Annotated in this window: 1 protein-coding gene and 2 pseudogenes; 1 reads left to right on the forward strand and 2 read right to left on the reverse strand. The window is 71.6% G+C overall.

Annotated features, from left to right (window positions below):
- Positions 1-439, forward strand: a pseudogene (locus ACJA3G_RS32200) (hypothetical protein); the annotation flags it as partial.
- Positions 440-523: 84 nt separating this feature from the next.
- Here ACJA3G_RS32200 and ACJA3G_RS32205 read toward each other — a convergent pair.
- Together ACJA3G_RS32205 and ACJA3G_RS32210 are read right to left on the reverse strand one after the other, a co-directional pair.
- A pseudogene (locus ACJA3G_RS32205) lies at positions 524-2,132 on the reverse strand (AMP-binding protein).
- Positions 2,129-3,817 carry an AMP-binding protein gene (locus ACJA3G_RS32210; RefSeq protein WP_406556576.1) on the reverse strand — a complete coding sequence of 563 codons (1,689 nt, stop codon included), beginning with the start codon at positions 3,815-3,817 and terminating at the stop codon, positions 2,129-2,131. The pseudogene ACJA3G_RS32205 and the gene ACJA3G_RS32210 overlap by 4 nt, the downstream one beginning before the upstream one ends.
- Positions 3,818-3,941 lie beyond the last annotated feature (124 nt).

A 3,941-nucleotide genomic window follows, 5' to 3' on the forward strand; every position in this document is an offset into this window, starting at 1 on the left:
CGCCCCGCCCGCCCCGCTGCCCCTGCACATTCCGGTCCCGCCGACGGCCGCTCCCCCGCGCCCGGCGTTCCGGCCGGTGACCATCCGTACCGCCAGGGACGCGGTGACCGCGGCGGCGCTCTATCTGAAGTGGCTCGGCTTCCGCGACGTCCTGCAGTCCGAGGCGCGCCCCGCCTCCGGCATCGATCTGCGCGGCCCCGGCCTGGTCGCCCAGGTCGACCCGACCACCCGCCCGGCGTCGCTGCGCGCGGTGGAGTGCCTGTGGCTGAACGCGCTCAGCACGTCCTCCACCGGCGTCTACTTCTCGCTCGCCGGATACACCAAGGACGCCCGCGCCCGCGGCGAGGAACTGTCCGTCCCGCTGTTCGTGATGGACCTGACCGGCACGCCCCAGCCGGTCAACGACGCGGCGGACGAGCTGGTGGCGACCGGCCCCTGAGCGGGCCGGGCGACGGGGGCCCGCGGGTGACCGCGACGCTCCCCGTCGTCCTCGGGCGGCCGGGCGGCGACCGCCGTGGCCGCGCTACTCCCCGTACCCCTCCCTCAGCTCCACCTTCCGCACCTTGCCGCTCACCGTCATCGGGAACTCCGCCAGGATCCGCAGCCGTYGCGGCACCTTGTAGTGCGCGAGCCGGTCGCGGCAGAACTCCGCGATCTCCTCCAGGGCGGGCGGGGCCGCCGGGTCGCGGGGGATCACGCACGCGAGGATCTCCTCGCCGTACTTCTCGTCGGGCACGCCCACGACCTGGACGTCCGCGATCTTCGGGTGGGTGTGGAGGAACTCCTCGATCTCGCGCGGATAGACGTTCTCACCACCCCGGATGATCATGTCCTTGATGCGGCCCACGATCTGGAGGTAACCGTCCCTCGCGCATCGACGCGAGATCCCCCGTGTGCATCCACCGCCCGGCGTCGATCGCCTCGGCGGTCCGCTCCGGCTCGTCCCAGTAGCCGAGCATCACGCTGTAGCCGCGGGTGCACAGTTCGCCCGCCTCGCCGCGCGGCACCGTGACACCGGTGGCCGGGTCCACCACCTTCACCTCGATGTGCGGCAGCACCCGTCCCACCGTGCCGGTCCTACGCTCCAGATCGTCCTCGACGCGCGTCTGGGTGGAGACCGGGGACGTCTCCGTCATGCCGTAGCAGATGGACACCTCCGCCATGTTCATCTCCGCGACCACCCGCTTCATCACCTCGACCGGGCACGGCGAGCCCGCCATGATGCCGGTACGCAGCGAGGACAGGTCGTACGAGCCGAAGTCCGGCAGGTTCAGCTCGGCGATGAACATCGTCGGCACCCCGTACAACGAGGTGCACCGCTCCCGCTCCACCGCCCGCAGCGTCGCCGCCGGGTCGAAGGACGGCGCCGGGATCACCACACAGGCTCCGTGCGTGAGGGCCGCGAGGTTGCCCATCACCATGCCGAAGCAGTGATAGAACGGCACCGGCACACAGATCCGGTCCTGCTCGCTGTAGGAGATCATCTCCCCCACGAAATAACCGTTGTTGAGGATGTTGTGGTGGGAGAGCGTCGCCCCCTTGGGGAAGCCGGTGGTCCCCGAGGTGTACTGGATGTTGATGGGGTCGTCGCACGACAACTCGGCAGCGTGCTCCGCCAGTCGACCCGGCGCCACGGAACCGCCCGCCGACAGCAGCGCGTCCCACGACGCGTCCCCGATGTAGTGTACGGCCCGCAGCCCGGGACACTCCGGACGCGCCTGCTCCACCAGCGCCCGGTAGTCGCTGGACCGGTGCGCCCGCGAGGCGACCAGCAGCGAGATCCCGGCCTGCTTCAGTACGTACGCGAGTTCGTGCGCCCGGTACGCCGGGTTGATGTTCACCATGACGGCGCCGATCCGGGCCGTCGCGTACTGCACGAGCACCCACTCCGGGCAGTTCACCGCCCAGATCCCGACGCGGTCGCCCCGGGCGACCCCGCTGCCGAGCAGTCCGCGCGCCAGCTCGTCGACGGCCGCGGCGAACCGCGCGTACGTCCAGCGCCGCCCGGACTCCATGTCGACCAGCGCCTCACGGTCCGGCCAGGCGGCGACCGCCCGGTCCAGAGCGGCCCCGATCGTGTCGCCGAGCAGCGGTGTGCCGCCGATGCCGTGCGCGTACGACAGTTCGGTCATCGCAGGTCCCCCTCGTCGTACTCGGCCGTCGAGCCCGCCGCGGTCGCCTCGCGCAGTTCGATACGGCGGATCTTCCCGGAGACCGTCTTGGGCAGCTCGCCGAACTCGATGCGGCGGATGCGCTTGTACGGGGCGAGGACCGCGCGCGAGTGCGCGAACAGCACCTTCGCGGTGTCCGGGCCGGGCTCCCAGCCGGCCGCCAGCACGATGTACGCCTTGGGCACGGCGAGCCGCAGCGGGTCGGGCGCGGGCACGACGGCCGCCTCGGCCACCGCCTCGTGCTCCAGGAGCGCGCTCTCCAGCTCGAACGGGCTGATCTTGTAGTCGGAGGCCTTGAAGACGTCGTCGGCGCGGCCCACGTAGGTGATGTAGCCGTCCTCGTCGCGGGAGCCGATGTCGCCGGTGCGGTAGTAGCCGCCGGCCATCGCCTCCGCCGTACGCTCCGGGTCGCCGTGGTAGCCGGTCATCAGGCCGACCGGGCGGGCCGAGAGGTCGAGGGCGATCTCTCCCTCGGCCGCGCCGGGCTCGCCGGTCACCGGGTCCAGGAGCTCCACCCGGTAGCCGGGGCTCGGCCGGCCCATCGACCCGCTCTTGAGCACCTGGCCCGGGGAGTTGGCCACTTGGACGGCCGTCTCGGTCTGTCCGAAGCCGTCCCGGACGACCCGGCCCCACACGCGCCGGACGGTCTCGATGACCTCAGGGTTGAGCGGTTCACCGGCCGCGACGACCTCGCGGGGCGGGTTCCGCAGCGCGCTCAGATCCGCCTGGATCAGCATCCGCCACACCGTGGGCGGCGCACAGAAGCTGGTGACGCCCGCCCTGTCCATCTCCGCCATGAGCCGGGCCGCGTCGAAGCGCGTGTAGTTGTGGATGAAGACGGTGGCCTCGGCGTTCCACGGGGCGAAGAGGTTCGACCAGGCGTGCTTGGCCCAGCCGGGCGAGGAGATGTTCAGATGGACGTCGCCGGGCTTCAGCCCGATCCAGTACATGGTCGCCAAGTGGCCGACGGGATACGAGACATGGGTGTGCTCGACGAGCTTGGGGCGGGCCGTGGTGCCGGAGGTGAAGTAGAGCATCAGCGGGTCGTCGGCCAGGGTGATTCCGTCCGGCTCGAACCGCGTGTCCGCCCCGAACGCGTCGTCGAAGTCGAGCCAGCCCGGAACGGGGTCGGCGCCACGCGGCTTCACGGCGATCCGGGTGTACTCCCCCGGCACATCGGCGAACTTGGCGGTGTCCTCGGCCCGTACGATCACGTGCCGGGCGCGCCCCCGCTCGATCCGGTCCCGCAGATCGGCGGGGCCCAGCAGCGGGGTCGCGGGGATGACGACGGCCCGCAGCTTCATCGCGGCCAGCGCGGTCATCCACAGTTCCTGCTGGTTGCCGAGCATCACCAGGACCCGGTCCCCGGCCCGTACGCCACGCGCGCGCAGCCAGTTGGCGACCTGGTCGGAGCGCAGGGACATCTCGGCGTACGAGAGGGTGGTCTCGCTGCCGTCCTCCTCGACGATGTGCAGCGCGGTGGCGGCATTGCCCTCGGCGATGACGTCGAACCAGTCGAGCGCCCAGTTGAACCGCTCGGGACGCGGCCAGGTGAAGCCCCGGCAGGCCGTCGCGTAGTCCTCCCGGTGCTCCAGCAGGAAGTCCCGTGCGGCCCGGAACTCCTCCGTGGCGCCACGTGCGTCCATGTGCCCTCCTCGTTGCCTGGCCACTCTTCACCACGGTGCGGTGGGTGACCAGGACTCTTTACCCCCGCAGGGGGGTGCGGGGGAAGCCCGCGCGGCATTCGTCCCAGCCCCTCCGGGCCCCGGG

The organism is Streptomyces sp. YS-3, from assembly GCF_045257485.1.
In the GTDB taxonomy this organism is placed as follows: domain Bacteria; phylum Actinomycetota; class Actinomycetes; order Streptomycetales; family Streptomycetaceae; genus Streptomyces.